The sequence below is a fragment of the Janthinobacterium sp. NKUCC08_JDC genome, from assembly GCF_019345575.1.
In the GTDB taxonomy this organism is placed as follows: Bacteria; Pseudomonadota; Gammaproteobacteria; order Burkholderiales; family Burkholderiaceae_D; genus Janthinobacterium; species Janthinobacterium aestuarii.
In genome coordinates this window covers 17,019-41,455 of sequence record NZ_JAHKQW010000006.1, presented here as the reverse complement: position 1 = coordinate 41,455, position 24,437 = coordinate 17,019, and the positions used below count along the sequence as shown (strand labels likewise).

Here is a 24,437-nt window from a genome sequence, read left to right as displayed (position 1 = left end):
TCATAGAGGCTCCGCCACCGCACCAGAATAGTGCATCTGCAACATATTACAAATGTAAAAGTTTGCAACTTGAATGGACATCTGCAGAACAACAAAAAGTAACAATGACAGAGAATAATTTTAAATTATTCCTTATAAAACAATAAGTTAAGAAGATAATGATGCATTTTTCTAATTAATTATTTATCAATTTTAAGACATTTCTTAACATAAAATCTTTTGCCTGCCATCAATTTTTTACCAAATATGTAAGCATAAAAATATTCTGTATAAACTGTTGTGTCAACGTGACAATGTTGAAAAAAGCATGGCGCAACTTTTCTGAAAATGTTTTGATAAAGGTCTAGGCAATACTGTTTATACGGTTTTGCAACAAAAATCGCTGAAGCGATCCACTAGACCGGGAAAGTCGCGCATCGTACAACGATGTCCGACCATGTGTTCAGCAGTTGAAATTCGATGGAGAATATTTTGCTTAAAAAAATAGTCTTAAAACAAAGTGTGATCGCAGTCGCCTTGACCTTGTCTTCCTCGCAATTGGTCTACGCGCAACTGGCACCGCAGGAGCCAGCGCTGCAAAAAATTCTCATTACCGGTTCGAACTTGAAGCGGGCCGACAAGGAAGGCACCTCCCCTGTCGACGTGATTACCGCCAAGGATATCAAGGACAGCGGCGCATCGACCGTTGCCGAACTGATGAAACTGGTGCCATCGATGGGCACCGATACCAACCAGGACCAGCTCGGCGGTTCCGGTTTTGCCAAGGGTGTCGCCACCGCTTCGCTGCGCGGCCTGGGCTCAAGCTCCACCCTGATTCTGTTGAACGGACGGCGCATGACGCCATCGGCCTACGCCGACCCGAACAACGGCAACTCCACCCTGTATGACTTGAACAGCATCCCGTTGTCCGCTCTGGACCGCGTCGAAATCCTGAAAGACGGCGCATCGGCCGTCTACGGCTCGGACGCCATCGGCGGGGTCATCAACTTCATCACCAAATCGAACTATCGCGGCGCGCAAATCGCCGGTAACGCGGGCGCCAACGACGATGGCCTGTTCCGCCGCAAGAACGTCAGTGGCTTCTTCGGCACGGGCGACCTCGAAACCGATGGCTACAACGTCTTCGTCGCAGCCGACTTCTCGCAGCGCGACCGCGTTGCCCGCCGCGACGCCAAGGATATCGCCTACTCGACCTACCAGGACTTGAACGGCCGCTTCCGCTCCAACTACTCGAGTTCCATCTCGAAGTACGCGACCGTGTACCGCGAATCGTCGCCAGGCTCGCGCAACTTCGGCGTGACCCAGGCGAACGCGCCACAGCGCGTGACGTTCAATCTGGGCTGCGACCCGTCGGAACGCATCACGGGCGGCACCAAGGATGGCCTGCTGCCTACGAGCATCCTGATTGGCCGCACCTTCTGTAATTACGATGCCGACCGATTCCTCGAAAGCCAGGGCGACGGCCGCGATGCCAGCGTGCTGAGCCGCGGCACCTTGAAGCTCAGCAGCAGCATCACCGGCTACGCCGAAGCGGCTTACACGCGCTCCTCGCGTTCGTACACGGGCGTGCCGATCACCCTCGGCACGACCTCCGTCACCAACTACATGGCGACGGGCCTGGCCGATCCATTCCAGGCCATCCTGCCGATTGGCCATCCGGACAATCCGCTGACGAATGCCCGCGCCTCGGTTGCCTACCGCTTTGAAAACCTGCGCGGCGGCTCGGAAACGGTCAACCAGAACATGCGTTTGCTGACGGGCCTGCAAGGCGATCACTTCGGCTGGAGCTGGGACACCGGCCTGCTGTGGAACCGTTCGGAACGCGATGAAACGCAATATGGCCGCCTGTACCTGCCTACCTTGCGCAAACTCAATACCGGCACGTCGCTGGCCCAACTGGCTGCCGACCCGACCATCGGCTACGATCCGAAAAGCGAAGGCTTGGCGGAAATCTTCCAGCTCGACGGCAAGGCCAGCACGGAATTCGGCAAGCTGGGCGGCGGTGCCATGGGCCTGGCCGTCGGCTTCGAACTGCGCCAGGAGAAAATCCGCATCGATCCGGACAGCAAGGTGGCCAAGGGCGAGATCTACGGACAGTCGAATACCATTATCGACGGCCAACGCAACGTCAAGTCGGCCTTCGTCGAGCTGCGTACGCCATTCACCAAGAGCTTCGAGATGGATTTTGCCGGCCGGGTAGACAAATACCCTGGCATCAAAACCAACTTCGTGCCAAAAGTGGGCGCCAAATGGACCGCTACGGATACGCTGGCCTTCCGCGGCACGTATGCCGAAGGTTTCCGCGCTCCGGCACTGTCGCAAGTGACACCAGGCGGCGCGCAATTCTTCCTGTCCGGCGTGTGGGATCCGAAACGCTGCCAGGAAGATGAAAGCACCCCGCGTCCAGGTGGCGTGACGGCCGACTGCAGCAAATCGATCTCTGGCGTCGGTGGCGCCAATCCGGACCTGAAGCCGGAAACGTCGAAAAGCTACTCGCTGGGCCTGATCTACTCGCCGACCTCCAACATCGACTTTGTCGTTGACGTGTATCGCGTGCGCAAGGAAAAAGAAGTGGCGCTGGGTACGGCCAGCGAAGCGCTGAAGAACGAAGACCGCGCGCCGGAAAACGTCCTGCGCGATCCGAATCCAGCCAACTTCATCACCGATGCGAACGGCAATGCGATTCCCGGCACGGGCACCTTGCTGTCGGTCAAGACTCCTTGGTCCAACCAGGGTTCCACCGAACTGCGCGGCGTGGACTTTGAAACGCGTCTGCGTAACAAGCTCGGCGAATGGGGCTCGCTCAGCACCGCCTTGCGCGGCACCTACGTCTACAGCTACAAGCTGGAACAGCATGAAGGCGACACGGTCAGCAACGTCACCGGTACGCGTCCAGGCATTTATGACTGGCAATTGTCCACCGGCACCGACATGCCGAAGGTCAAGGCTTCGCTGACCACCAACTGGACGCGTGGCGACCATAGCGTCAATGCTTCGCTGAACTTCGTTGGCAGCGTATCGCTCAAGCGCAACCGCGACGGCGCCGAGACCTACGACCAGCCTTTCTGCTACTACGGCACGAAGAAGCCTACCGACGCGGCGCCGGATCGCAATACTACGATCCCTGGTTATGAAGCAGCCTTCCCGGACTGCAAAGTCGCCAGCTGGACCACCGTGGGTCTGGGCTATACGTACACCGGCTTCAAGAACCTGAGCCTGGGCATCAATATCCAGAATCTGTTCGACCGCGCCGCACCATACGATCCAGCCTACCCACTCGAGGGTTACAACGAAGGCTTGCATAACGCCTATGGCCGTTACTTCACCTTTAATGCGCGCTATACGTTTTAATTAACAGCACGCAGAGACCAACGCCTCCTTCGGGAGGCGTTTTTTGTGACCACTACTCGAAGGGATTGGCCACCGACGTCACCTCGGGCGGCGGCAGCTGGTCAGGCAGTTCCTGCTTTTCCAGCTGCGCCACCACGTCGGCCAGCAGTTTTTGCAGCTGTTTGGCCAGGGCCAGGCCCGGCTTGTCCAGGGTCAGGTCGATGTCGCCGCTGATGCTGATGCGGTCGATCCGGTTTTCGATGGTCAGGCTGCCGATTTCCAGCACATCGCTTTCATTGGCATACGGGACGAATTTCTTTGCGCACATGGGATTTCCTTTTTGACGGTCTTATTTCTTGGACTTGCTTTTCACCTTGGGCAAACTCAGCATGCGCAGCTTTTGCTGGCGCGTCAGCGACGGTAACAGATCGATGCCTATCCTGTCTTCCAGTTGCGCAATGCTCAACACTTCATACGTCTTGGTGTCGACGTTTTCAATGAAGTAGGCGGCGCCGGCGCGCTGGCGCGGGCTGTACACGGCCTTGTACAGATGGCTGGGCACGATCACCCGGCCCACCTTGCGCAAGTTGCCGCCAATAAAAGCCGGCCCCGTGATCACGTACAGGTCGCCTTCTTTTTTCGCCATCTTGCGCACGGCGCCTTCGATGCCGGCCCACACATAGCGGTTGTTGCGCGAATCTTGCGGTACCATGTTGGCCAGGGTAAAGCTGTCGCGCTGGCTCTGGCGGTCCGGCATGTCGCCGTTGGGCGCCATGTGGCCACGGTCGAAGCCGCTGCGCGCATAGTCGGCCAGCTCGGCACGCTGGGCGGCGGGCAGCTTGCGTTCGGCGTGGAAGGAGTTTTCGCGCGACAAATCCTGCGCCGCTTCCAGATTGTTCGCCGTCAAGTGCTCGGCCGACCACAGCGGCGTGCGCGTGATACCCGAGTGCATTACGCCAAACACGTTGTAGCACAGCTCCTTGGTCGCCACGTCCAGCTTGGGGTTGGTGATTTCCGGCTTGCGGCCATCGACGTAATGGGCCGGACAGGCATCGGCATGCGCCAGGTTCGCGGCAAAGGCGGAAGCCAGCAAGCCGCACGCCAGGGTCAGCCTGGCGATCGATCGTTGAATCATATTTCCCTAAGTGAAATCTTTGCAGGCCAGCATTCTAGCGGACGGCGGCCGTCACCACAAACCTGCATAACCTGGCGTGCGCACCTGTGCGCGACGTGCAGATGGGCGTACGGGCGGCTCTGCGCAGAGCTGGCGCAAATAAAGGCCAACAGGCCGCGCACAGCCATTCATATCTGCTAAGATTGCCTAGATTCGTTCGCATCGACCATTCAAGATTTGGAGAGCATATGATCAAAAAAACCCTGCTGCTGATCGTTGTCGTCGTCGCCGCCATCCTCGGCTATGCCACCACCAAGCCCGATACTTTCAGTGTCCAGCGCGAAATCACCATCAAGGCCCCGCCCGAGAAAATCGCCGCCCTGATCACGGACTTTCATTACTGGGCCGCCTGGTCGCCGTGGGAAAAGCTCGACCCGGCCATGCGCCGCACGTTTACGGGGCCGGCCAATGGCCTGGGTGCGCAATATGCATGGCAAGGCAATGACAAGGTGGGCGCCGGCCGCATGGAAATCACGGAAGCGGCCCAGCCCGAACGCACCGTCATCAAGCTGGACTTCCTCAAGCCCTTCGAAAGCCACAACACCACCACGTTTACCATGACGCCCGAGGGCGACGGCACCAAGGTGAACTGGACCATGACGGGCCCCAGCCCTTACGTCAGCAAGGTCATGACGGTCTTCGTCAGCATGGACAGGATGATCGGCAAGGATTTTGAAAAAGGCTTGAACAACCTGAAGGCGGCCGCGGAACGCTAAGCCCGCTCGCAGCAAAAGGAAACAGGGCCCGCGCGGCCCTGTTTTACTTGGCGCCCCCTTGCGGGGGCATGCTTAGAACTGCTCGATCCAGGCGGCCAGGTGGTCTGGCGTAAGCGCCGGTTCAGCCTGCACTACCTTGCCCTGCAAGCCCGATTCCGTCTTGCTCAACTGCAGGGACCAGCCGCGCCGCGCCAGCCACAGCAAGCTGGCCAGCCAGAACGAGTGGATGGGCGAGACGGGCGTGGTGGTCGGCGTTTCCAGGAATTCCGTCAGCAGCCGTCCATCGAGGAACAGCGCCGTGCCGCCCTGGTTTTGCAGCGCCGCGCCAAACACGGGCAGCAGCATGTCGATCGCCTGCTCCACGCCACGCCCCGGATGCTCGCGCTCGAGCGTGTCGAGCTGCTGGCGTACGGCGGCGGCAAAGGCCGTGCCGCGGAACGCTTCCGAGCTGACCAGGTCGGCATAATCCATCAGCAGCCAGTCCGGCTCGGGCGGCGTGACGCCGGCCGTCAGGGCCGCCGACAGATACGCTTCCACGGGCAGTTGCTGTTCCGGACCGGCCAGGCTGGCGCACAGGGCGTACAGGGTGCCGATGCGGTTGGCGACGGCTTGCCGCTGGCGCACCATCAGCTTTTCGCGCAACAACTGGGCGTGTTCATTGCGCAAGCGCGCCAGTTCCAGCGCCTGCTTGAGTTCCATGCGCAAGGCCGCGATATCCCACGGCTTCTGGATGTAGCGGTGGATCTGCCCCTGGTTGACGGCTTCCACCGTGTGCTCGAGCTCGGAATACGCGGTGGTCAAAATACGCACGATGTGCGGATGGCGGTCCCAGGCGTACGACAGCAATTCGTTGCCGTAGGCGCCGGGCATGCGCTGGTCCGACACCAGCACGGCGATGCGGTCGGCCTGCTCGTCGAGGATGCGCTTGCCCTCCTCGACCGAGGTGGCCGTCAGCACGTCGGCCAGCGGCGCGATGGCGCGCTGGAAGTATTTGAGGGCGTTGGCCTCGTCATCGACATAGAGTATCGTCGGCAAGCCTTGCGCCGGCTCACGCTGAGCCGGTAAACGCAGATTGGCGTCAATCATGCTCGTTCCTTATATGTACTGGAAAATTCAGGGTTACCGTGGTGGACGTGCCAAACTCGGTGGCGATATCGAGGTTGCCGCCGAACGACTGCATCATGCGGTGGCAAAACACCATGCCCCAGCCCTTGCCTTCGCCGCCGCCGGCACTGACGGGGTCGATCAACAGCTGTTCCACAATCTCGGGGGCGATGCCGGCGCCATTGTCGCGCACCGTGATGCGGCCGGCATCGATGTGGATGCCGATCGCAGGCCGGGCTTGCTCGCCTGCCGAACGCAAGGCATTCGCCAGCACGGACGATAATATCAGCGCGACGCAATTGGGCGACTCGGCGATGGAGAAATCTTCGCCCACTTCGACCGTGATGGCGGCGCGCTGGGCCGCGCTCAAGGGATAACTGTCGAGCAAGGCGTCCAGCAGCTGGCGCGCGCTGCCGGCGCGGCGTCCGCCCTGCATGCCGGGCCCGGCGCTGGCCAGACGCACCGTGTCGATAAAGCTGGCCAGGACCGACAGGCAATAGCGCGCATTGTCGTGCATCAAGGCGGCCGCTTCGCCGATCTCGGCTTGCTGTGCGGCGTCCGCCTGCGCGCGCCGCGCGATGCCGCGCGCAAAATTGGCAATGGCCGCCAGCGGCGTATTCAATTCATGTGCGAGGAAAGCCAGCGATTCCTCCATCGCCACCAGGCCCTGGCGGCGCGCGGCCCGTTCGCGGCCCGTCTGCACGGCCAGCTGCAGCGCCGTTTGCATGGCGGCCAGGTCGAGCGGCTTTTCCAGCAAACGGAACAAGGTGCCGCCATTGATCAGCTCGAGCAGCACGTCCTTGTCCGCATAGGCCGTCACCAGCATGCAGACGATGTGCGGATAGCGCTGCGCCACTTCCTGCAGCAGCTCGCTACCCAGGCGGTCCGGCATGCGGTAATCGGTGACGAGCACGTCGATCTGGCCGGCCTCGTCTTCCAGCAAGGCCAGCGCCGCATCGACGCTCTGCGCCGTCAATACGCGGTAACGGGGACCGACGGCGCGCTCGAAATACTTGCAGGCGAGCGCCTCGTCGTCCACATACAGCACGCTGGCGCGGCTATCGCTGTCCATGCTAGCGGCCCTCCCAATCGGAGCGCTGCAAGTCGAAATTCATGCTGGCCCATTTGCCCAGCTCGCTTTCGGCGCTCAATGTCCCGCCGTGGCGCTCGATCACGCCATAGCTGATGCTCAGGCCCAAGCCCAGCCCCTGCCCCACTTCGCGCGTGGTAAAGAACGGCTCGAACACACGCGCCAGGTTTTCCGGGGCGATGCCGGGACCGTTGTCGCGCACGCTGATGCGCAGGCGCTTGTCATCCCAATGGGCCGTGATGCGGATCTCGAACGGCGGCGCATTGCCCTTGCGCATGGACAGGACCGCATTGCCCAGCAAGTTGATCAGCACGCCCACGATGGCCGCCTCGTCGCCGCGCACCAGGGTGTCGACCGGCAAGTCGTGGCTGATGCTGACATTCTTCGTTTCATGCCCCACCAGGCGGATGGCCGCGTCGAGCGCGCTGCGGAACTGGAAGTGTCCCGTTTCCAGCTGGTTGCCGCTCTTGCGGTAGGCAAAGGTCTTCAAGTCGGACACGATGTGCTGCACGCGCAGCATGCCCTGCTTGGCGTCGGCCAGACATTCGCTGACCAGCGCGCTTTGCTTGGCGACCGGGTCTTCGATGGCCACTTCGATGGCCATCATGCAGAAATTCACGGGGTTATTGACTTCATGCAGCATGCCGGCGGCCAGGGTGCCGATGGCGGCCATTTTCTCTTGCTGCAGCATCTGCCCTTTGATATCGGCCAGGCTTTTGTTGGTTTCTTCCAGCTGCGTGTTCTTTTGCGCCACTTCCGCCTTCAGCTGGAACAGCATGAAGCGGGCGCGCTCGTTGAAATACGTAAAGACGGCGCTGATGCTGGCCGACATGATGAGGAACAGGCAGTTGACGACAAAGGTGCCCGGCAAGTCGAAGCCGCCCGCATGCCAGGCGCAGGCGCCCACGTACAGCAGGCAGGAGATGGCGCCGAAGACCATGTTTTGCCACAAGCCGAAAGCGAGCACGATGCCCGACGAATAGATGGCCAGGGTCATGCCCACGTAATAGATCGAGGTGGCGCCTTCCGTGATGGCGATCATCCAGGCGATCATGATTTGCGGCAGGATCAGCCAGACAAACGTCAGCCCCTGGATGCGGTCTTGCGCCCAGCGCGTGCGCATGGCCAGCACGACGCAAAAGATCAGCACGGAGACGATGATGCGCGCGCTGGTAAACGCCGACTGCTTGTCCGGATACAGGGCCGAATCGAGGCCCATGCCCAGCAGGATCAGCACGATGCCCGTGTACGCCCCGCCGCGGCTGAATTCCAGGCGGAAGTCGCGCAAAACGGCCGTATAGCCGGCGTGCAGGCCTGGGGTATCCATCAAGGAATGCTCACTTCCGCGAACACATTCACGCCCGTCGCGTCGACATAGATCAGCGGATCCGTCGCGTGCTCGGGCAGCAAGGCCGACAGGCCCGCTTCATTGCGATAGATCAAATGCCACTCGAGCAAATGCTCCATGCCGAACTTGCCCGGGTTATTCGCATGCACATTGGTGACAAGCAAACGTCCGCCCGGCCCCACGCGCGAGGCGAAGTGCATCAGCAGGCGCGCGCACACCTTGTCGGACAGGTAGTCGAACAGGCCGGCGCAATACACGGCGTCGAAACTGCCGGGCAAGCCCGTGATGCCCGAGCCATGGCGGCGCTTGAGCAGGTTATGCACGGAATCGTGCACATAATCGATCTCGACCACTCTTCCCGTGCGCTGCATGATGGTGGTCAGGCGCGCGCGCGTCCAGTCCAGGGTCTCGCTGCTGAAGTCGACCAGCTCGAAGGCAAGCCATTGCGCATCGGGGCATGTCTCGAGAAAACGCTGCACTTCGATGGCCGGGCCGCAGCCCACGTTGAGCACTTTGTACACACGCCCCGCGGCACGCGCCGCGGCCGCCTTTTCTGCCAAAAATTCCGTCAGGATATCGATGCGGTTGCGGTGCGCGGTGGCCACGGCCGCCTGCAAGAAGGCCGCATTGACGATCTGAAAATACGTGCTTGGGCCCTGGCGCGGATCGTCGAGCAGCTGGTTGACCATCTGGTAATCGCCCGCATAGCCGAGCGGCTTGGTAAACGTGCGGAAGACGAACGGCGCGCGCAGGATCAAGGGGTGCAGCGCCGCCTGGGCGAATGCGCGGTGGGCCGGTGCCCGCTCTTCCTCGACGAGCGAGGCTTCCACCTCGAGCTGGCGCAAGTAAAGCTGGGTCTGCTCCATCAGCGGCAAGGCCAGTTCATCGAAGATATCGGGGCGCAGCCGGCCGTTTTCCTTCGGCAGCGAGTCGGACAAGTCGACCTGCTCGACCCAGCGCGCCACTTCCGACAAAAAGGCGCGCATTTCGTTGACGACGATCTGGTAGTCGCGGCGGATGCGGAAGCGCTCGCCCCAGCCCGCCACAAAGGCGCTGGACTCTTTCGCCACGGCGCCCTTGACGACGACCACGTCGCTCAATTCGCGCCACTCGTCGATCAGGGTCACGGAAACGATGGCGGTCAGGCCTGTGTTGACGCTGCTGATGACGACGGCCTTGCCGACGTAGGCGTTTTTCGCCCCCATGCGTACCGTCACGTCATTGAGCACCTCGCTGACCTGCACAATCGAGTATGGATTGTAGATTTCCATGACCAGCGAATTGCGCTGCAAGTTGAAAATCGTGCCGCGCACCGCCTCACCCTGGGTGTTGCGGAAACTGACGACTGGATCGATCTGCGATTGTGAATACACGATTGAGCATTATCAAGTTGCCCGGTTTCCGGCGCACCACACTGGTGACACCAGATTCCAGGCTGGGTTAAGGCACGGCACACCGGTCGTTTGCCGCCGGCTCCGCCATCGCAATGACGGTATTGCGGCGTCGCGCGACGCCGTGCCGGAGCGCCTCAAAGCGCATCTGTTCGCTCTCTGATCGAGTGTACTATGGATGTAGCAGAACGGGCAATTGTTCCCTCAGGAACGACTGTCCGTGGCGCTGGCGCGCAACGCCGGCGCTCATCCTGCGACGAACAAGGCCAGCGCATGACGTAACAGTTGCGGCGTTTGCCCGGTCCAGCGCTTGAACGAGCGGCGGAAGTTGGTGGCATCATGAAAGCCGAGGTAGGCGGCCACGGCGTCGTTGTCGTAGCCATGTGCCTGGAACAGATAAATCGCCTTGTGCGCGCGCACCTGGTCCAGCTCGGCCTGAAAATGCGTGCCATGGCGCGCCAGATGACGCTTCAGGGTGGCGGGACTGACGCCGAACTCGTGCGCCGTGCGCTCCAGGGTTGGCGCGCAGCGGATATTGGCCAGCAGATAATCGTACAGCGCACCGAGCAGGCTCGCTGCCGGTACTGGCGCCAGGGCCGCCGCGCGCAAGGCTAGCGCGGCCGCCGTGGCATTGCCGCGCGGCCAGGGTTTGTCGAGCAAGCTGGAATCGATGAGCATGGCGTCGACCTGGCAATCGAAACGCAGGGACTGCCCCAGGTGCACTTCGTGCTGCTCGACGTGACGGGGCCGCGCGCGGTTGAAGCAGAAGCGCCACGGCAAAGACTCTCCGGCCAGCCAGCGGCACATGGCCGCCAGCGCCGTCATGTGCATTTCCACGAGAAAAGGCAGCTGGCTCGGCGCGCCGAACGCGTCGACCCAGTACAGCACATGCATGTCGCCCGCTTCGCGCAAGCGCGGCTGCAGCAGCGGACACAGCAAGGTATGAAAATCGCACAGGATGGTCAATGCCTGGCGCAGGTTCTGCGCCTGCAACAAGGCATGGCTGGCCGCGCCGTAATGGCCGGGCAACATTTGCTGGCCCAGCATGAAGCTCGTGTCGGCACTGTCCAGGCCGCGCGCCACATTGGCCAGCAATTGCAGGTATTGCGCGGCGCTGACCTGGCTTTCCGCGGACGGCAGCGCACCGCCATCGAGGCCCGTGCCCTTGAGCAGCGGCGCTACGGGCAACTCGCGGCTGCGCGCGTAGTCGAGCACCAGCGCCGGCTGGTGGTGGGCTGCGATGCTGGAGTCGCTTTGCTGGTTCAGCGGCATCAGGCAGGCGCGGCGGTACCGGCCCGGGGACCGGTGCTCCGGCCCGGCGTTTCCACGGCACGGCTCAGCTCGGCCAGCACCACTTCCGGCACGCCATCGGTGAGCGAGCAGGCATGGCGCAGGCTCAAGCGGATTTCACGGTTGTCGTTGGCGTGGTGGCGCATCTGCCCCACCATGGCGCACAGGTGACGCGCCTTCACGGCCCCGTCCTCGCGCGACACGCCCGGCATCAGCACGGCGAAGCGGTCGCCCGCATAGCGGCACAGCAAATCGTCATTGCGCAGGTTCAGCAGCAGCATGTGGCCCACGGCTTGCAGCACGCGGTCGCCTTCACGGTGGCCGTATTCGCGGTTAATCAGGTGAAAGCTGTCGATATCGAGCAAGACCAGCGCGCAATCGAGGCCGGGCCGGCGCTCCTGCTCCAGGCGCATCTGCGTGCGCAGGTAGCTGGCATCGGCCAACTGCGTGATGCGGTCGAAGGCACGGTGGTCGCGGAACAGGCGCTCGCGCTTTTGCAGGTGCTCGTTCAGGCGGAACTGTTCCTGGCGCCAGTAATACATGCCGATTGTTACCAGCAGCATGCCAAACGGAATCAAGCCTTCGAGCCAGTTATCCCACACGGCACTCTTGTCGACGGCGAAGAATTCGTCGAGGCAATCAGCCCAGGAGCCCAGCATGATGGCGCACAGGCCGCCGGCGATCAGGCTCGTCACCAGCCCGCGCGGCCGGCTGCTGAGGGTAAACAAAAACCAGATGCCCGCCATGACGGCCGTGCCGCCTTCGCAGACGATGTCCATCCACTTCCAGATGGCAATCGGTTTAGGGTGCCCTAACGTGGCGTACAGGAACAAGAACAGGGGCAAGGCCAGTGCGGCGGCAATCAGGCTGTTACGGTGCAATGGCAGCATGTGGGAAAACCTTTAAAAGTGGTGCTGTCGCCACGATAGCGCCCGCCCATGACGGCACGATGACATGCCCCACGCCCGTGCGGCAGGTGCAAACGGCTCATCATTACCTTGGGCGCTCATGCAAATACGGCATGCCGTGCCCCATGTGCCCACGACCGGCAGGTCATTTCAGCTCACCACAGTCCATTTCCAGCCGGAAAGCGTTCACGGGCCGTTGTTTTCAGGGTGGCAAGCCCTTGCCTGTCACGCAACCGTCATATTTGCTGCCTAGAATCCGCCCGGTTCCTTCCCCTAACCGAGCTCTTCATGAAAACCATGCACACTTCGACTCCCTCCCCGCTGCGCCTGACGGCCCTGGCCCTCGGCATCATGGCCGTCTTCAGCGGTCAAAGCCATGCGCAAGATGCGGACGGCCAGCCGGCCGCCACCGTGGTCGTCAGCGGCCAGCGCGCCAGCCTGCGCAACGCCATCGCGGCACAAGAGAAAGCCGACAACATCATCAGCGTCATCAGCAGCGACGATATCGGCGGCTTGCCCGATAAAAACGCGGCCGAAGCACTGGCCCGCTTGCCGGGCGTGTCCGTGCAGCGCGACCAGGGCGAAGGCCGCTACATCACGGTGCGCGGCCTGGGCCCGGATTTGAATGCCGTCACCATCAATGGCGCCCTCGTGCCGTCGCCGGAAGCGGGCCGCCGCGCCGTGGCGCTCGACATCCTGCCCGCCGGCCTGATCCGCACCCTGGAAGTCTCGAAGACCTTGCTGCCGGAAATGGACGCCAACTCGCTGGGCGCCACGGTCGAAGTGAAATCGCTGTCCGCCTTCGACTTGCCGGGCAAGCTGCTGTCGGCCAACGTGGGCGCCAGCTACGATGAAAAGACAGGCAAGACCAGCCCCAGCGGCGGCGCCCTGTGGGCCCAGCGCTTCCTCGACGGCAAGCTGGGCGTGGCAGCCGGCCTGAGCGCGGAAAAGCGCTCGTTCGGCTCCGATGACGTGGAAACGGGCGGTGCCTGGAGCAAGGGGAAATTGTCCGGCCTGGAATTGCGCGACTACCTGCCCGTGCGCAAGCGCGGCGCCCTGGCCGTCAACCTCGACTACCGCCCCGAAGCGGGCAACAGCTGGTTCTTGCGCTCGTTCGTCAGCGAATTTTCCGACAATGAAGTGCGCGACCGCCTGACCATCAGCAATATCGCGGGCGGCAGCCTGGCCGAAGACCAGACGGCCAGCGCGCGCGCCGAGCGCCGCATCCGCCAGCGCAAATACACGCAGCAAGTGCGCTCGCTCGTACTGGGCACGCAGCAGAAATCGGGCGACTGGACCCTGGACGTGAAAGGCGGCATGAGCCGCGCCACGGAAGACACGCCGGAATCCCTGAACGATGGCCGTTTCCGCGGCCTCAGCAATTTCGCCGGCATCAGCTTTACGGATACGCAGGAGCCCAAGCTGAGCGGCCCCGCCTCGCTGTACGACCCGGCCAGCTACGCGCTCAACGCCATCACCCTGCAAAAGCGCTACTCGAAGGACAATGAACACCATGCGCGCATCGACCTGGCGCGCAAGTTCGACATCGCCACCCTGAAATTCGGCGCGAAGGTCAGCCGCCGCGAAAAGACCAATGACACGGATCAATGGGCGTATAACAGCAGCAAGGCCACCAGCGGCAACTATTGGGGCGCCGGTTCCACGTCGATGAGCAATTTCGTGCAGGGCCACAATCTCGACTACGACCTGGGTAACATCGGCGTGGCGCTCGATCCAGCCCTGATACGCGCCCGCGTGGCGGGCCTCGACCGCGCCAAGGCGCGCCTGGCCACGGAATCGATCATCAACGACTACCGCATGCACGAAGACATCAACGCCATGTATGTGCAAAACAGCTACGACTTCGACGCCTGGCACATCCTCGGCGGCGTGCGTGCCGAACGTACCAGCTTTGAAGCGGCCGGCTCGCAAGTGGACAGCGCCGGCGTGGCAACGCCCTTGACGCGCGAGCGTTCGTACACCAACTGGCTGCCGAACCTGCAAGCCCGCTATGACGTGGATCAAAAGACCAGCGTGCGGGCCGCCTGGACGCAAGCCGTCGTACGCGCCAACTTCAGCCAGCTGGCGCCGGGCATCAGCCTGGCCAGCAATACGGAAGCCGTGATCGGCAACCCGGACTTGAAGCCGCTGAAGGCGAACAATCTGGACCTCGGTATTGAACGGGTGCTGGGCAACGACGGCGTGATGTCGGCTTACAGCTTCTACAAGGACATCAAGAATTTTACGTACACGACGAACCTGGCCGGCACGGGCCAATGGGCGGGCTACACGACGGCCACGTCGTATGCGAATGGCGACGCGGCCAAAGTCAAAGGCATCGAACTGGCCTATATGCAGCCGCTGCGCATGCTGCCTGCACCGTTCAACAAGTTTCTTATCGGCGTGAATGGCACCCTGAGCACGTCGAGCGCGCAAATCGGCCGCTACGACAAGGCCAGCAACAAGCAGATGCACCGCGACATCCGCCTGCCTGGCCAGTCGAACCAGGTAATGAACTTGATGCTGGGCTATGAAACAGGCCCGGTCAGCGCCCGCCTGGCCCTCAACTACAAGTCGCCGTATCTGCTGGAAATGGGCAACGACATCCTTGACCAAAGCCAGGACCATATCGTCGCCAGCCAGAAGCAGCTTGATTTTTCGCTGTCGTACCAGATCAACAAACAGTTCCAGGTACTGTTCGAAGCGGCGAACCTGAACAACGAGAAATACTATGTCTACCAGGGCACGAAGCAATACAACGTGCAGAACGAACAATACGGCCGCACTTTCAAAGTGAGCCTGAAAGCCAGCGCCTTCTGATGATGATTTCTACTAACATGAAAAAAAACGTACTCTGCAGCGCTTTGCTGGCCGCCTTCTGCGCCACCGGTGCCGTCTTCGCCGCCCCAGCCAACACTTTGCCTTCCTTCACGCAAGAGGCCGAGGAACTGGCCCGCCTGCCCGGCGGCGGCTGGCTGACCCTGGACAAGCACGGCTTGCGCCTGTTCAACGCCAGCGGCCAGGAGCAGGACCGCATCGCCGTGCGCGCCAAGCAGCTCGATACGCGCATCAATGGCGGCAAAGTGCTGGCCGTGTTCCTGGAAGCGGACACGCAGCGCCCGCTGCCCGTCTCCGTCGACGTGCAGGCCGGCAAGCTGGTCAAGCTGGCGCCGTTTCCCGTGCCGACGTTTTCCGTGGAAGCATCGTGCCTGTACCGCGACGCCCAGCAACTAGACCATCTGTTCTTGATCGGCAAGGATGGGCAAGCGGAACAGTGGGTGATGCAAGGTGAACAGCGCAGCCTGGTTCGCAAACTCGCTTTGCCGCCGCACGCCAAGCATTGCCGCGCCGACGATGGCGCCCGGCGCCTGCTGGTCAGCGAGGCCAACATGGGCGTGTGGTCGTATGAAGCTGATTCCGAAGGCATGGGCAAGCGCGAAGTGGTGGCCCTGCGCAAGCCGTATGGCCAGCTGGACGGGGGCGCCGGCGCGCTGGCCGTGCTGCCGGGCGGCGTTGCCATGCTCGATGGCAAGGCGGAAAAGCTGCACCTGTATTCCCATCAGGGAAGTAAATGGACGGCACAGCCAGCCCAAGCCGTCGCCTTGAACGTGCGCAAGGGCGACAGCCAGCTGGTGCTCGACGGAAATTCCTTGATGTTGCGCGGCAAAAACGGTTGGCAAGCGCGGCCCTTGAAATGGGCTGGCCAAGCGGAAACATCGCCTGCGGTGGCCATCATCGCCCCGCAAGCCCAAACGGAACCGATGGCGCGCCAGGGCGACGCGGCCGATGATCCGGCCATCTGGCTGTCCAGCAACCCTGCCGACGCGCGCATCCTGGGCACCAACAAGAAACAAGGGCTGCTCGTCTACGACCTGCAAGGCAAGCAGACGCAGCTGCTGGAAGTGGGCCGCCTGAATAACGTCGATGTGCGCCAAAACATCAGCCTTGGCGGCGGCAAGGTCGACCTGGCCGTCGCCACCCAGCGCGACGACAACAGCATGATGCTGTTCACAATCAATGCCGATGGCGTCGTGGCGGAAGCGGGCCGTTTCCCGACCGGTCTGAAAAGCATCTACGGCATGTGCTTGTACCAGCCGGCCAGCGGCGGCGTGGAAGCGTTCATCAACGACAAGGACGGCACCTTCCAGCAATACAAGGTCGAAATGAGCGGCATGAGCGGCAACAAGTTCAGCGCCACCCTCTTGCGCAGCTTCAAGGTCGCCACCCAACCGGAAGGCTGCGTGGCCGACGACGCCAACGCCAGATTGTTCCTCGGCGAGGAAACGCGCGGCATCTGGACCACCTCGGCCGACGCCGCCAAGCCCGACGCCCTCGCCATGGTCCTGCCCGTGGGCGCACAGTTGACGGCCGACGTGGAAGGCATGGCCATCTACCGCCAGCCTGGCGGCAATACTGATTCTGGCTACCTGATCGTCTCCAGCCAGGGCGACAACAGCTACGTGGTACTCGATGCCAAAGCCCCCTACAAGGTGCGCGGCCGTTTCAAGGTGGGATTCAATTTACCGGCAGGCATCGATGGCACCTCGGAAACGGACGGCCTCGACGTCACCTCCGCCAACCTGGGCGGCGCGTACGCGCAAGGCATGCTGGTGATCCAGGACGGCTACAAGCGCCTGCCCGACGGGCCGCAGAACTTCAAGTATGTAGCGTGGGGGGACGTGGCGAAGGCGTTGAAGCTGGAGTAATGAGCATGGGGCGGCCAGCAATGGCTGCCCCATGTACGATAGGAGTGTTAAAGATTGCCGCTACCTTGTACGCGGCATATCGATGACAAAAAGCAGACTTTTTCCAAAAAAGTCCACGCTGCCCGTCACTGCCAGGCGTTGTGCCGACAATTCCTCCAGGCGCAGATCAGCTACGTCACGGTATTCCATCATGTAAAGCGCGGATTCACAGTGCGGATTGCCGGCATCGACGGCAAGCATCTGCACGGGCGCGGCATCCGGTCCCGCGACGAGCAAGCCCTGCAAAGAGAAGGACGGCGGATACAGCGCCCACGACCAGGGCGCATCGTCGTCTTCCGTCAGCCGCATGAACACGTCGTCGTCGGCCTCGATCGTGATATTAATTTCCCGCATGCCATCGACGCGCGCCTCCAGGCTGATCCGGGATTTCGCGACATCCACTTCAAAATTGGTGTCGCCGATACTAAATATATACATTGCCCTTCTACTCCTGATTGACACGTTAATGCACTGCTCGACAGGCCAGCAGATTAGCGAAGCGCTCTGCCAATATGGTCACATTTCGCTGAGATCGGCATCAGCGTTCAATGCATAGGCCTTGCAATAGGCAAGCAGCTCTTCGCTGCGCGTCTTGCCGAGCGAAATGGTCCCGATTCCATACGGCATCCATGCCGTGACATTCGCCAGCTGTTTAGCCATGTGATCATATTCCTCGTCGCAACATGGCCCTGTTCCGTGCCGGAGCTGTGCTTGACGAGTTGATAGGCGGTTTGCCACCGAGATCGTCCCATCGGTTGCAGCACATCGCATAGACTTCAGTCCATGAACTCACGCATTCCCCCCCAAGCCCGCACCACCCCGAAGATCCGGCAGGAAATCAAGGACTCCGGACTGTCCGACCGCGAAGCTGCCAAGGTCTTCAATATCACCCGTGCACGGCTGCCAAGTGGCTCAAGCGGGACGATGTACAAAACCATTCGCACCGGACCCATACACTGCATACCACGCTGAGCGCGACGCAGGACATGATCAAATGGGACTGGACAGTAACAGTCTACATGGAAAGATTACAGCTAAATTTCTTGCCATAAACAGGAATAATCTTGGCTGCGTTACTTTTAGGGATTTTTATTGCCTTCCCATTAAACTTCACAACGGCATTTCCTTTTCTCAGATTCTCCAGCAAGGAAATGAAGTTATTATCACCTGCACGGCTGTCGGCGCTGAATGGCCCATCATAAGAAACGCCATTGACGTCAACGGTAAATTTCTCAACTTCCTTATTATTATTCAATTGCGAAAGCGATACGCTCGATTGGGATTCTGCACTGCCATCTTGCGTTGGACAGCCAATATACAGCCGCATTCCATCCTGATCGATAAAGTACTCGAGATTTCCCTGCCCAAAACCTTCAGTCCACCGCCCCTGAGCCGCAAACGAGTTAACGCAAATGATGGTAACAGCGAGACCCACGGCAATTTTTGCAACCTTACTCATTTTACCGCTCCTTTTTCTACAATATCATGACACATGCACAGCCGTCCCGACGACCAGTGCAGCAGCGAAAAGGGTGCTCCGAATAATGCAAATGGCGCACCACAGCTTGAGCATGAGGTGTTAGACTTTTTCAAAAAACAATCTTGCAATATATATTTCTCAATTGCAAGCATTATGACAATATTAAAGGATAAATATCGCCACGAGAGTGACTCTCGCAAGCTGTCGCCCGCCGCACGCGATTGCAAGCAAGGATTAATGGCTGCCTGATTGGCACGAAATGGGGTTGATAGCAGGACTTGTAACCCGCCGGCCTCGCAGACTTGGCACTTTCACACGCCACTCGCGTATGAACACATGCTGCCCAGTTTAAGTGCACTGGGTATTACCACTTATTACACAAAATAATATTATGATAATAAAATCTTTGTTCAAACGCGATACAGAAAATCCATCCATTGCGTTCCGACCTTCCGTCCAGAAAATCGCGACGATTATCCGCTTCTTGCAAAAAACGGAGGCGTTTGGAAAGAATTGGTTTCTGTCGCAGGAGACAGAAGCAGAGTCGTTTCTATATCCGGTTTTCGATGCTTCGGGCGAACTCACCACTGCGGCCGAAGCCGTACTCGAGGCCGAGTTCAAGGATGAACAATTTCGATATCTCAGTGCTTGGAATGGCGAGCTCGCAGACGGTGAGGGTGCAAGTATGGCGCTTGGGTTCAGCGACAGTGACTGGCCCGCCCGGACTTTCAAGATCAGCGATTACGGTCAAGCCGCCAGACGGCTCGGCATTGATGGTGTAAAAGAACTGCTGTCCATTATCGGTGGCTCCCTACGGCCGGTCTTGATCACGGTTGCACGTAATCAGTATTTTAAAAAACAAGTCTTCAAGGATCGTCCGGGTGTGGGCTGGATGTTGTACTTGCCGCGTGTACTGACGATCCAGCAAGTACCAGAAGCCCGCGCCTTGATCCCCGTGATGGCGATGGACGAGCAAGGTGAAGACCAGCAGATCGGCACCGTCATCGTCAGTGTCACCGACGAGCCTTTTTCTGATGAGAACCCCGAGCATGTCAGGATCGCCAACGCCATTGAAATTCGCCTGGTCGATCAGGACTTGCTGCCTCGCTATGTCGATATTTAATGAAGGATAACTCGTTTTGCCCGTATGGAAATACCCTGCCATGCCGGCAGTGAACACCAAAACGACTGGCATCGCCATCCATCTGCAATATCGGCTGCCAGTACAGGCCAATAAATTACGGTTGCTTGCATGTCTACCAGCGACTGGCGGCCTGTTGCGTATTAAAATACCGTCCCATGACCTCCCCCGCCTCGACCTCTTCCCTCCCCGACAGCATCTTGCTCCCTTCCCTGGCCGTATTGGGAGGGCAGATTTCCGTCAATCTGGGGGCGGCGATTGCGAAGAATCTGTTTCCTGTCATCGGGGTCGAGGGGATTACGGCATATCGCGTGGGGTTTTCGGCGCTGATCTTGCTGGCTATCTTCCGGCCGTGGCGCTACCGGCTGACGCGCAAGGACGTGCTGAACTTGCTGGTCTACGGTTCCGTGCTGGGGCTGATGAATTTGCTGATTTACCGGGCGTTTGCGCTGATACCGATCGGCATTGCGGTCGCCATCGAGGTGACGGGGCCGCTGGCCGTGGCCATGCTGTCGTCGCGCCGGCCGCGCGATTTGCTGGCCGTGGCTTGTGCCGTGTTCGGCTTGTATTTGCTGCTGCCCTTGCAAGGCAGCCCGGGCAGCCTGGACCCTGTCGGCGTGGCATATGCGCTGGGGGCGGCCCTTTGCTGGGCGTTGTACATCATCTTCGGCAAGCGCGCCTCGACATTACAAGGCGGCCAGGCCGTGGCCTGGGGCATGACGGTGGCGGCCATGGTAACGGTGCCCATCGGCGTCGCGTACTCGGGGACGGCACTGCTGGCGCCATCGATCGCGCTGATGGGCCTGGCCATTGCCATGCTGTCCAGCGCCCTGCCATATTCGCTGGAAATCTTTGCCCTGCGCCGCTTGCCGCAAGGCGTTTTCGGCATGTTCAGCAGCGCGGCGCCGGCCGTCAGCGCGCTGGCCGCCATGGTGGTGCTGGGAGAAATGCTGAGTTTGACGCAGTGGCTGGCCATCGCCTGCATCGTGTTCGCGTCGGCCATGGCGGCGCTCGGCGCACAGGGCGGCAAGCGCTAGCAGTGCTCGACGGGCGGGCAGGTTTTGATGCCCGCCTGTAAAATGCGTCATTGCTTGCCATATCGCCCACTCTGTCCCACCGATGACATCGACACTTCTTTTTCGCCTGCTCTCCCCTTTCGCTGCCGCAGCCGTGCTGCTGGCGCCAGTCGCCGTCGCGCAAGCTGCCGCTCCGGCCGCCCTCAAGGGCAATGCGGAAGCAGGCAAGGCCGCGTTTCGCAAATGCGCTTCCTGCCATCAGGTGGGGCCATCGGCGCGCGGCGGCTTCGGCCCCAAGCTGACGGGCGTGATCGGGCGCAAAGCCGGTGCCACCACCGACTACAAGTATTCGGCGGCGATGAAAAACGCGAATATCGTCTGGACCGAGCAAAACCTGGCCGGCTTTCTCAAGGCGCCCAGCGATTTCATCCCTGGAAATAACATGCGTTTCTGGGGTATCGGCAATGCGCAGCAGGTGGCCGACTTGTTGGCCTACCTGCGCACGCAGTAAGCCCAGCCCATAACGCATGCACGGACAGGCGCACACCGCATCCAGCCTTTGACGCCGGATCAAGCTTCCAGCGCCTGCAGCACGCCCTTGCGCTTCTTGTGCGCTGCTTCATAGACTCGCAGCCGCTTGCGCTGGGCGGCGGACAGGCCATCGAGCTTGTCGCGGATCTGCGCCACCGTCAATTGCTGGTAGCCGGCGATGGGCAAGTCCGGCGATGACGCATCCGAGGCAGCGCCACCGGCTTTTTTCCGCTCCTGCGCTTCCTTCGTTTCACCGGACTGCGCCCTTTGCTTGTTCACGATGCGCGCCGCGACTTCTTCCTCACGGCCCGGATAGCGGCCTTCCTGCTTGAAATCCCGTTCCAGCTTCTTGAATTCGCGTTCACGCTTGGGGCTTGCACCGACAGGCATGTCCCCTCCCGTCTACGGTTTGGCCGGCAACTTGCGCAGGCACAGGTAAATGGAATACAGCGCCGCCAGTCCCACCAGCACGTACACGCCCCGCGAAGCTGCCGTCATGGCGCCAAGGATGCTGGCCACGATGTCGATATCGAACAAGCCCACCAGCGCCCAGTTCAAGCCGCCCACGATCAAGAGGATCATCGAGATCCAGTCGACCACGTTCAAGCGCTTTGCCGACATTTCCTGTTTTGCCGCACCGTCCGATCCTGCCTGGATATTCGCCATATCAGCCTCCTGTAAGAAGAAAGGACCCGCCGCCGGGTCTATCAAGGAACAGTGTAGGCGCGGCACCGGCACGCGCCAGTCGGACGATGCCGGGCATTCAAGTAGGAAGACTCTGTAATCAGGCGGGTGATTTTATCTGGCAACAAGCCAGACGGCAGCGCGCATCGGGTAACTGCAGCTCATTGCCGCAGCTGCTTGTACATGATGGTGGTGGCATCCAGGCGGTTGCCGTCCGGCGCCAGCGCATAAGCGGGGATGCTGCCGGCCACCAAGTAGCCGAGCGACAAGTACAGCGCTTGCGCATGGTCGCCGCTGCGCGTGTCCAGGGTCAGCAGGCTGCGCGGCAACTGGCGCGCCTGTGCTTCCAGCACCTGCATCAGCTGGCGGGCGATGCCATGCCGGCGGAAAGTGGGCGCGACCAGCAGCTTGCGCACTTCGGCCCGGTGCGCCTGGTTGGAATTGGTGTCCCAGTCCAGCTGCACGGCGCCCGCCACCTGGCCATCGACTTCGGCCACCAGCAACAGGCGCACGCCGCGCGTGACGGCCGGCAACACATTATCGGTCCAGAACGCCTGGCTGGCCGCCGTATCAAAGGGCAAGATAAAACCGATGCTGGCGCCGTCGTGCACGCAGTCTTGCAGCAAGGCGCCCAGTTCCGGCAAGCGTTCACGAATATCGGTGGATGAAAAATGGCGTAGCGATGCGGACATGGCGACCTCAGACAAGAAAGAGAAAATAGCGGGCGCCGCTGTCTGGCGGCGTCGTGAACGCGCTGGGGCCGTCCAGCTGGTAGCGCAGGCAGTCGCCGGCCAATAAATCGTGTGCGCGGCCATCGACGGTCACGTTCAACTTGCCTTCCTGCAGTAACAGATGGTGTTCCATGCCGGGCCGGGGCGAGGCGGCATAAGTGATCGTCACGCCCGCATCGAGTTCGCATTCGAGCGCTTCGCCGGCCAGCGCGCGTGACGGGGGCGAGACGGAGCGGCGCCGGAAACCCATGTCCGGGTCAGTCCACACGCTTTGCTGTACCCGCCGCAGCAGCGGTGGAAAATCGTCTTCCACCATGCGCAGCAGGCGCGACATCGCCAAACCATACGCGGCGCACAGCTTGCCCAGCACGCTAGTCGTCGGGCTGACTTCGCCATTTTCCAGGCGTGACAGGGTGGCGCGGCTGACCTGGCTGGCACTGGCCAGCTGGTCCAGCGACCAGCCCTGCTCCACGCGCAACTGCTTTAAACGCGCCGCCAGCCGCTGTTCCGTCTCGTTATCAGTCAATGTTGGATTTTCCATATATGGGAATTTATCCCACAAAAGAGAACTTGGCAAGCAGTTGCTGTACAGTTGTTCAGCGCACAGACCAGCAAGCCCTCCCCAGGCACGATACGCCATCACTTCAAGGAAAAGCCATGGCCTCCACTCCCGCCACTCCCCAGCTACGTCTGGGCCAGGCGCCCGCGCCGCTGGGCAGGGTCGAATTCCATTTGCAGTTCATTCGCTCGTATGCCGATCCCGCGTTCGACGCCGTGCGCGGTGCCTTGGTGCAAGTGGAAGAAGTGGCGTGGAAGAATTACCAGGATGGCCGCAAGGCGCCCGTGACACAAAAGGCGGGGCCCGGTTTTCTTGACCCCGATTACGACTTGTCCGTGGAGTGGAAAGCCACGCGCGACCGCCTGCTGGCCGCCGAAGCGCGCCAGAAAGACCCCGGCACGGCGTCGCGCGTGCTGCTGATCTGCGGCGCGGCACGCAATGACGGTTCTTGCCCCGGTGAAATGTCGAAAACGTGGCGCATGACGCAATGGGCCAGGGAAGTGCTGCAGGCCGACAATATCGAAACGGACGTGCTGGACCTGAGCTTGCTGACCTCTTCATATGATTTGCACATTCATCCGTGCAAGGGCTGTGTCTCGACAGCCATGCCACTGTGCCACTGGCCATGCAGCTGCTACCCGAACCATGGCGAACGGCAGACGAATGACTGGATGGCGGAAATTTACGAGCGCTGGACGGCTGCGCACGCCGTCATCATCCTCACGCCCGTGTACTGGTACCAGACGCCTAGCGTGCTGAAACTGATGATAGACCGGCTCGTCTGCGCCGATGGCGGCAATCCCGATCCCACGTCCACGCACGGCAAGAAAGCCGTGGAAGCGAAGGCACTCGAATTGCAAGGCTGGAATTATCCGAAACACTTGGCCGGGCGCGCGTATGGCCTCGTCGTGCATGGCGACGTGGCCGGCATCGAAGGCGTGCGGCGGGGCCTGTCCGACTGGCTGGACTGGATGGGCTTGATTGACGCAGGCGCCAAGGCGCGGCTGGACCGCTACATCGGCTATTACGACAGTTACGCGCAAAGCCACGATACTCTCGACCATGACACCAATCTGCAGGAAGAAGTGCGCAACGTGGCGCGCGCCGTGGCCATCGCCACCCAACGGCTGCGCGCAGGCACGCTGGCGCCGCCCGATGCGGAGCTCCAGCCTCCCCGGCCAAAATGACACCCGGCACAG

At 60.9% G+C, this 24,437-nt stretch carries 23 protein-coding genes; 8 read left to right on the top strand and 15 right to left on the bottom strand.

The features are described from left to right. Nucleotides 1-516: 516 nt before the first annotated feature. Nucleotides 517-3,351 carry a TonB-dependent receptor gene (locus KO538_RS16075; protein WP_175560463.1) on the top strand — a complete coding sequence of 945 codons (2,835 nt, stop codon included), beginning with the start codon at nucleotides 517-519 and terminating at the stop codon, nucleotides 3,349-3,351. 52 nt (nucleotides 3,352-3,403) lie between these two features. On the opposite strand, the gene KO538_RS16070 is transcribed toward KO538_RS16075, so the two are convergent. Together KO538_RS16070 and KO538_RS16065 are read right to left on the bottom strand one after the other, a co-directional pair. After that, nucleotides 3,404-3,658, bottom strand: a complete 255-nt coding sequence (locus KO538_RS16070; protein WP_070218411.1) for a hypothetical protein — start codon at nucleotides 3,656-3,658, stop codon at nucleotides 3,404-3,406. A gap of 21 nt (nucleotides 3,659-3,679) precedes the next feature. Then, on the bottom strand, nucleotides 3,680-4,465 hold the full coding sequence (locus tag KO538_RS16065; RefSeq protein ID WP_034755976.1) for a DNA/RNA non-specific endonuclease: 786 nt from the start codon (nucleotides 4,463-4,465) through the stop codon (nucleotides 3,680-3,682). A 227-nt stretch (nucleotides 4,466-4,692) separates the two neighbouring features. On the opposite strand from KO538_RS16065, the gene KO538_RS16060 reads away from it, so the two are divergent. Continuing rightward, nucleotides 4,693-5,220 (top strand): SRPBCC family protein, encoded by a 528-nt coding sequence (locus KO538_RS16060; protein ID WP_034755971.1) that lies wholly within the window; start codon nucleotides 4,693-4,695, stop codon nucleotides 5,218-5,220. A 72-nt stretch (nucleotides 5,221-5,292) separates the two neighbouring features. Here the strand turns inward: KO538_RS16060 and KO538_RS16055 are convergent, their stop codons facing one another. The 6 genes from KO538_RS16055 to KO538_RS16030 all read right to left on the bottom strand — a co-directional run bounded on the left by KO538_RS16055 (nucleotide 5,293) and on the right by KO538_RS16030 (nucleotide 12,333). Then, nucleotides 5,293-6,306 carry a response regulator gene (locus KO538_RS16055; protein WP_219328945.1) on the bottom strand — a complete coding sequence of 338 codons (1,014 nt, stop codon included), beginning with the start codon at nucleotides 6,304-6,306 and terminating at the stop codon, nucleotides 5,293-5,295. Then, entirely contained in the window at nucleotides 6,299-7,396 is a 1,098-nt protein-coding gene (locus KO538_RS16050; RefSeq protein WP_219328944.1) for a hybrid sensor histidine kinase/response regulator, read from the bottom strand. Before KO538_RS16050 ends, KO538_RS16055 begins: the two co-directional genes overlap by 8 nt. 1 nt (nucleotide 7,397) lies before the next feature. Then, nucleotides 7,398-8,741, bottom strand: a complete 1,344-nt coding sequence (locus tag KO538_RS16045; RefSeq protein ID WP_219328943.1) for a sensor histidine kinase — start codon at nucleotides 8,739-8,741, stop codon at nucleotides 7,398-7,400. Then, nucleotides 8,741-10,135, bottom strand: a complete 1,395-nt coding sequence (locus KO538_RS16040) for a class I SAM-dependent methyltransferase (protein WP_219328942.1) — start codon at nucleotides 10,133-10,135, stop codon at nucleotides 8,741-8,743. Before KO538_RS16040 ends, KO538_RS16045 begins: the two co-directional genes overlap by 1 nt. A gap of 264 nt (nucleotides 10,136-10,399) precedes the next feature. Further along, nucleotides 10,400-11,425: an AraC family transcriptional regulator gene (locus KO538_RS16035; protein ID WP_257620404.1), complete on the bottom strand. Its 1,026-nt coding sequence runs from the start codon at nucleotides 11,423-11,425 to the stop codon at nucleotides 10,400-10,402. Then, nucleotides 11,425-12,333: a GGDEF domain-containing protein gene (locus tag KO538_RS16030; RefSeq protein ID WP_070302561.1), complete on the bottom strand. Its 909-nt coding sequence runs from the start codon at nucleotides 12,331-12,333 to the stop codon at nucleotides 11,425-11,427. Before KO538_RS16030 ends, KO538_RS16035 begins: the two co-directional genes overlap by 1 nt. A gap of 315 nt (nucleotides 12,334-12,648) precedes the next feature. Between KO538_RS16030 and KO538_RS16025 the strand changes: the two genes are divergently transcribed. Both KO538_RS16025 and KO538_RS16020 read left to right on the top strand, forming a co-directional pair. Beyond that, nucleotides 12,649-15,171, top strand: a complete 2,523-nt coding sequence (locus KO538_RS16025) for a TonB-dependent receptor (protein WP_257620403.1) — start codon at nucleotides 12,649-12,651, stop codon at nucleotides 15,169-15,171. Between the two features lie 17 nt (nucleotides 15,172-15,188). Beyond that, complete coding sequence (locus KO538_RS16020) at nucleotides 15,189-17,057, top strand: phytase (protein ID WP_219328940.1); 1,869 nt, start codon at nucleotides 15,189-15,191, stop codon at nucleotides 17,055-17,057. Between the two features lie 60 nt (nucleotides 17,058-17,117). On the opposite strand, the gene KO538_RS16015 is transcribed toward KO538_RS16020, so the two are convergent. The 3 genes from KO538_RS16015 to KO538_RS16005 form a co-directional block, all read right to left on the bottom strand. Beyond that, on the bottom strand, nucleotides 17,118-17,534 hold the full coding sequence (locus KO538_RS16015; RefSeq protein ID WP_219328939.1) for a hypothetical protein: 417 nt from the start codon (nucleotides 17,532-17,534) through the stop codon (nucleotides 17,118-17,120). Nucleotides 17,535-17,612: 78 nt separating this feature from the next. Continuing rightward, nucleotides 17,613-17,756 carry a hypothetical protein gene (locus KO538_RS16010; protein ID WP_219328938.1) on the bottom strand — a complete coding sequence of 48 codons (144 nt, stop codon included), beginning with the start codon at nucleotides 17,754-17,756 and terminating at the stop codon, nucleotides 17,613-17,615. 355 nt (nucleotides 17,757-18,111) lie between these two features. Further along, complete coding sequence (locus tag KO538_RS16005; RefSeq protein ID WP_219328937.1) at nucleotides 18,112-18,555, bottom strand: hypothetical protein; 444 nt, start codon at nucleotides 18,553-18,555, stop codon at nucleotides 18,112-18,114. Nucleotides 18,556-18,982: 427 nt separating this feature from the next. On the opposite strand from KO538_RS16005, the gene KO538_RS16000 reads away from it, so the two are divergent. The 3 genes from KO538_RS16000 to KO538_RS15990 all read left to right on the top strand — a co-directional run bounded on the left by KO538_RS16000 (nucleotide 18,983) and on the right by KO538_RS15990 (nucleotide 21,244). Then, a complete protein-coding gene (locus KO538_RS16000) occupies nucleotides 18,983-19,699 on the top strand; it encodes an immunity 52 family protein (protein ID WP_219328936.1) in 717 nt (238 codons plus the stop codon). 176 nt (nucleotides 19,700-19,875) lie between these two features. Next, nucleotides 19,876-20,754, top strand: a complete 879-nt coding sequence (locus KO538_RS15995) for an EamA family transporter (protein ID WP_189396476.1) — start codon at nucleotides 19,876-19,878, stop codon at nucleotides 20,752-20,754. 82 nt (nucleotides 20,755-20,836) lie between these two features. After that, a complete protein-coding gene (locus tag KO538_RS15990; RefSeq protein ID WP_219328935.1) occupies nucleotides 20,837-21,244 on the top strand; it encodes a cytochrome c family protein in 408 nt (135 codons plus the stop codon). A gap of 59 nt (nucleotides 21,245-21,303) precedes the next feature. Here the strand turns inward: KO538_RS15990 and KO538_RS15985 are convergent, their stop codons facing one another. The 4 genes from KO538_RS15985 to KO538_RS15970 form a co-directional block, all read right to left on the bottom strand. After that, entirely contained in the window at nucleotides 21,304-21,654 is a 351-nt protein-coding gene (locus KO538_RS15985; protein ID WP_219328934.1) for a hypothetical protein, read from the bottom strand. 12 nt (nucleotides 21,655-21,666) lie between these two features. Next, nucleotides 21,667-21,930 carry a DUF378 domain-containing protein gene (locus tag KO538_RS15980; RefSeq protein WP_051991725.1) on the bottom strand — a complete coding sequence of 88 codons (264 nt, stop codon included), beginning with the start codon at nucleotides 21,928-21,930 and terminating at the stop codon, nucleotides 21,667-21,669. Nucleotides 21,931-22,109: 179 nt separating this feature from the next. Beyond that, complete coding sequence (locus tag KO538_RS15975) at nucleotides 22,110-22,640, bottom strand: GNAT family N-acetyltransferase (RefSeq protein WP_219328933.1); 531 nt, start codon at nucleotides 22,638-22,640, stop codon at nucleotides 22,110-22,112. A gap of 7 nt (nucleotides 22,641-22,647) precedes the next feature. Next, nucleotides 22,648-23,220 (bottom strand): helix-turn-helix domain-containing protein, encoded by a 573-nt coding sequence (locus KO538_RS15970; RefSeq protein ID WP_219328932.1) that lies wholly within the window; start codon nucleotides 23,218-23,220, stop codon nucleotides 22,648-22,650. Nucleotides 23,221-23,336: 116 nt separating this feature from the next. Between KO538_RS15970 and KO538_RS15965 the strand changes: the two genes are divergently transcribed. Next, nucleotides 23,337-24,425, top strand: a complete 1,089-nt coding sequence (locus KO538_RS15965) for a flavodoxin family protein (RefSeq protein WP_219328931.1) — start codon at nucleotides 23,337-23,339, stop codon at nucleotides 24,423-24,425. Nucleotides 24,426-24,437 lie beyond the last annotated feature (12 nt).